The 3,975-nt window shown below is 30.9% G+C and carries 5 protein-coding genes and 1 pseudogene; 5 read left to right on the forward strand and 1 reads right to left on the reverse strand.

Features of this window, described 5'->3' with window-relative positions:
* Nucleotides 1-364: 364 nt before the first annotated feature.
* The 5 genes from PHC28_RS16610 to PHC28_RS16630 all read left to right on the forward strand — a co-directional run bounded on the left by PHC28_RS16610 (nucleotide 365) and on the right by PHC28_RS16630 (nucleotide 3,700).
* The gene (locus PHC28_RS16610; RefSeq protein WP_300103250.1) at nucleotides 365-793 is read left to right on the forward strand and encodes an Rrf2 family transcriptional regulator; all 429 of its coding nucleotides are present in this window, start codon (nucleotides 365-367) and stop codon (nucleotides 791-793) included.
* Between the two features lie 47 nt (nucleotides 794-840).
* Entirely contained in the window at nucleotides 841-1,452 is a 612-nt protein-coding gene (locus tag PHC28_RS16615; protein WP_300103252.1) for a class I SAM-dependent methyltransferase, read from the forward strand.
* Between the two features lie 54 nt (nucleotides 1,453-1,506).
* A complete protein-coding gene (locus PHC28_RS16620) occupies nucleotides 1,507-2,112 on the forward strand; it encodes a hypothetical protein (RefSeq protein ID WP_300103254.1) in 606 nt (201 codons plus the stop codon).
* A 9-nt stretch (nucleotides 2,113-2,121) separates the two neighbouring features.
* Nucleotides 2,122-2,490 carry a DoxX family protein gene (locus PHC28_RS16625; RefSeq protein WP_300103256.1) on the forward strand — a complete coding sequence of 123 codons (369 nt, stop codon included), beginning with the start codon at nucleotides 2,122-2,124 and terminating at the stop codon, nucleotides 2,488-2,490.
* 202 nt (nucleotides 2,491-2,692) lie between these two features.
* Nucleotides 2,693-3,700 carry a beta-galactosidase gene (locus tag PHC28_RS16630; RefSeq protein WP_300103258.1) on the forward strand — a complete coding sequence of 336 codons (1,008 nt, stop codon included), beginning with the start codon at nucleotides 2,693-2,695 and terminating at the stop codon, nucleotides 3,698-3,700.
* Nucleotides 3,701-3,778: 78 nt separating this feature from the next.
* Here the strand turns inward: PHC28_RS16630 and PHC28_RS16635 are convergent.
* Nucleotides 3,779-3,975, reverse strand: a pseudogene (locus tag PHC28_RS16635) (group II intron reverse transcriptase/maturase); the annotation flags it as partial.

Below are 3,975 nucleotides of genomic sequence, written 5' to 3' on the forward strand. Positions count from 1 at the left end.
GCACACAACTGCCAGCTAAAAAAAATGCCTTGGTGCTTTTCTGCTGATATTGGTCAATTTTGTAAAAATTATTTTATATTTGAAAAGCCACTGAAGGAAGGCACTTCTTTTAGCTGGCTTAACGTTGTGTGTAATACTGAAAAAAATGACAAAAAAGAAAATGATAGGAATTTTAGCATTTATAATCGGAATTGCATACTATTCCGAGCCTTTTTTTCGTAGCTTAATCAAAGATATATTTCAATGGTCAACGTCTCATACTAACCGTTAGGCATCATTCCGAAAAAATAAAAATTTCAAGAAAATAATTGCAGAATTAAAAAACTTATCTATATTTGCATACTAAATATAGTGAATATTAAGTATGGGTTACTCATTATCTTTTACAAAGTCAATATTAGTAGTCATTTTTATCTCTGATAAAATAAGACAAAAACAATTTGAGTTTTTATCAACAGCAGATATTTCTAAATATTTAAGTATTCCCAAACCAACTTTAGTTAAAATACTTCAAAACTTAAATGCCGCTAACATAATTGAGACAAAAGAAGGAAAACTTGGTGGAATAAGATTGATAAAAAAACCTTCCGACATTACTATTTTGGAAATTTTAGAAGCAACAGAAAAAGGAAAACCTTTATTTCAAACTTCATTTAATATCCTAGCTGAGGGAAAAAGACCTAACAACGCACAAAAATCTATTAAAAATATTTTGAATAACGCAGAAAACCAATTAAAAAGTGAATTATCAAAAAAAACAATTGAAGAAATATTAATTGAAATGAATAATTAATATTTTTTTTATTTTAACTAAATATACGTAATATATTGTAACTACATATGAAATTTTCAAAATTCTTTTCTAATGTTCAAGAAACACCTTGGTATCGTGATTTTTTAAAGCCTGTAATCAATGAAATTACTGATAATAGTACATTATTAGATATTGGAACAGGTACAGGGAAACTCATTCAAATTTTATCTAGTGAAAAAAATATTGATTGTGTTGGAGTAGATACCAGCTCTAAAATGCTTTTAGAAGCCCAAAAAAAACTAAAAAAAACTAATACAAAGCTAATTGAAATCAAAACAGATAAAAATCTACCATTTGAAAGCAACACTTTAAATTATATAACCATTTGTAGTGTTCTTTTCCATTTAGAAAAGGACAGTATTGATATTATACTCAAAGAGTCTCGAAGACTTTTAAAAAATCAAGGAAAAATAATAGTTCTTACACCAACAGGAAGCGGAAATATTCTTACCTTATTAAAAAACTACTTCTCTCCCAAAAACTTGAGTATTTACATTTGGTTTTATGCTACTAGAAATCGTGCAGGGCCTTGGACAAAGAACCTATATCTTGAGCAATACGCACTTACAAACAGTTTAAAATATAAAAGAAAAATTGTGATGAACGGTTTTGCACAAGTTGAAGTACTGGAAAAATAATTTTTTTATTACATCTAAATATAATATATATAAAGTATAATAATTTAAAATACAATGAAAAATATAAAATTAGGAATCATAATATTGACGTTGATAATGGGTGTCAATTCTAAATCATTTGCCCAACAAGAGAAAACAATTTCAAATGATAAAACAAGAGTAAGTCTTGAAATTGACCCAGCTACTTTTGCCTTTAACGGTTATTCAGCACATTTGCGAATTCAACCAAAAAATTGCGATCATTTACTATTTGGTGTTGGTATCTATGCTATGGATATGCCAAGTGTTCTAGTTAATTTTAATAAGAAAAACAAAGATAAAGGATGGGACGTTCGACTAAATAATGGAGTCGGACTTTTTGGCGAGCACCATTTTACAGAAGTAAATCGCAAATGGTTTGTAGGAGCTCAAATGAGTATACAAGAATACAAAATTGAAAATGAAACTTTTGCAGGAAGTGAAAAGTATACAAATATTCTTGCTATGGGCTATTTTGGTTATACCATAAAGCCATTTAAAAATAATTTATACATCAAACCTTGGGCAGGAATTGGATACACATCAAAAATATCTGGGAATAACACTTTAGGTAGTTTGGAATACGATATTGCCCCAATTACAATGTTTGCTACACTTCATATTGGATATACTTTTAATTAATAAATAACAATGAATAATCAAAAAACAAAAAATATCATTGGTAACGGTATAAACTATTTTATATCTACAGCACTAATCATTAGCGGAGTATTAAAATTAATTGGATTTAAGCCATATACAGAAATGATTATGGAATTAAACCCTAATTATTTTGAATTTATCTATTTTCTTGGAGTGATTGCAATTGTTTCAGGAGTATTATTTATAATCCCAAAAACATTTACGTTTGGGTTAATAGCAACATTAGTTTTCCTAGGTGGAACTATATCTGCTCATATGCAACACGGAGATAGTTTCATCCCTCAAATAGTATTTGTTTTATTAACTGTTTTATCCGCTTATCTAAAAAGAAGTGAATGGTTTAGAATGGAAAAATAAACGAATGCATAGCAATGTATAAAAATATAATAAGTTCAGTAGTAAATTCAAGGGTTGTAACCCGCTTCAACTTTTGTGTAACTTGACAGGAATGAAGCCCGCAATCGGCTACTATTCTCATACTAACCGTTGTGTGTAATACTGATTAAACCATAAACTATTTTTGAAGTCTAAAATTAAACCACTAATTAAACCACTAAATATGAGTAAATACAACTTAACTTTTCTTATAATACTATTTTTATTTTCTTGTAATTCAGATGATAATAATTCTATTCTTGAAAATTCAAATAATACTACAGACATCATAAAGCCTAAAGGACTTTACACCAGTTCTTTTGGAAATGAAACTGCTTTAGATAATAATCAAGTTAATGGTTCGTTAATTCGCGTAAAATGGAGCGAAATAGAACCAAATGAAGGAGTTTATGACTTTTCAAGTATAGAGCAATTTCGTGAAATTATTAAAGCGAGAAATTTAAATTGGAGTCTTGGTATTCTAGCTGGTGGAGATAGTCCTTTATGGTTGACAGAATCTATTGGAGCTGATTATTTTGAAATAATAGGAATTGATAATACAGTAAAACGAATCCCTAAAATTTGGGACACTAGAGTTAATGAAAGACTAACACTCCTTGCGGAAGCACTTTCGAACGAATATAATGAAGACGAAGATTTGGTTTTAGTATATGTTCCGCAAATGACTGCAAATGGTATTGAAGGACATTTTAATGGTGTAACAACAGATGAACTTTTAGATGCTGGATTCACTTCAGATAATTGGGTTAATGCTGTAAAAGAAACAGCTCGGATATTTGCAAATGCTTTTACAAAAAAGGCAATAGCAGTTGAAGTCCACGACATAATGGAAGATACCTCAATTCCTAATAGAATAATGACAGACTTATGGAATGAACCTTCTTTAAGTCATAGAGTTGGTGCTGCAATGTGGTGGATTTCTGGAAAAAACACCTATCAGCCTAGTTTAGTAAATGCTTTAATTGATTTCCCTGGAGATATTTATGCACAAGCAATCGGGAGGTCCGACCAACCTACAAGATTTGAAAATAACGACTACACAACTATTTTTGAACAAGCACAAACAATAGGTATTAGATATATGGAGCTTTGGGAATATGAATTTGTCAACGATACTTTTCCACAAGAGTTTGATAGCTTTAATGAATATGCAAATACTAATTTTGAGTAAATGCACTACACACAATCGAGTAGACGGCTCCGCCCCAATCGGAACGGAGTGCGCCTCTCACACCACCGAACGTACGGGTCACGTATTCGGCGGTTCGCAAAGTGATGGGTTCAATTCGATGTAAACATCTGTCAAGGATTGATAGCCTCGTTGTTTTAAGCGTTTCAAAGTAATGGTAGTACTCAAAATAGGACTTTGTGCAATCGCCCAACCGCCTTTCCTCGTTCGGCTAAAAGCATAGGCGTGGTCTTGGTCAACGCCCAATCGAATCAGAT

It is taken from the genome of Flavobacterium sp., from assembly GCF_028712645.1.
Classification (GTDB): Bacteria; Bacteroidota; Bacteroidia; order Flavobacteriales; family Flavobacteriaceae; genus Flavobacterium.

Bases quoted from the DNA above. Each gene is read 5' to 3' on its own strand.
- PHC28_RS16610 (WP_300103250.1), top strand. From the start codon at position 365: ATGGGTTACTCATTATCTTTTACAAAGTCAATATTAGTAGTCATTTTT.
- PHC28_RS16615 (WP_300103252.1), top strand. From the start codon at position 841: ATGAAATTTTCAAAATTCTTTTCTAATGTTCAAGAAACACCTTGGTAT.
- PHC28_RS16620 (WP_300103254.1), top strand. From the start codon at position 1,507: ATGAAAAATATAAAATTAGGAATCATAATATTGACGTTGATAATGGGT.
- PHC28_RS16625 (WP_300103256.1), top strand. From the start codon at position 2,122: ATGAATAATCAAAAAACAAAAAATATCATTGGTAACGGTATAAACTAT.
- PHC28_RS16630 (WP_300103258.1), top strand. From the start codon at position 2,693: ATGAGTAAATACAACTTAACTTTTCTTATAATACTATTTTTATTTTCT.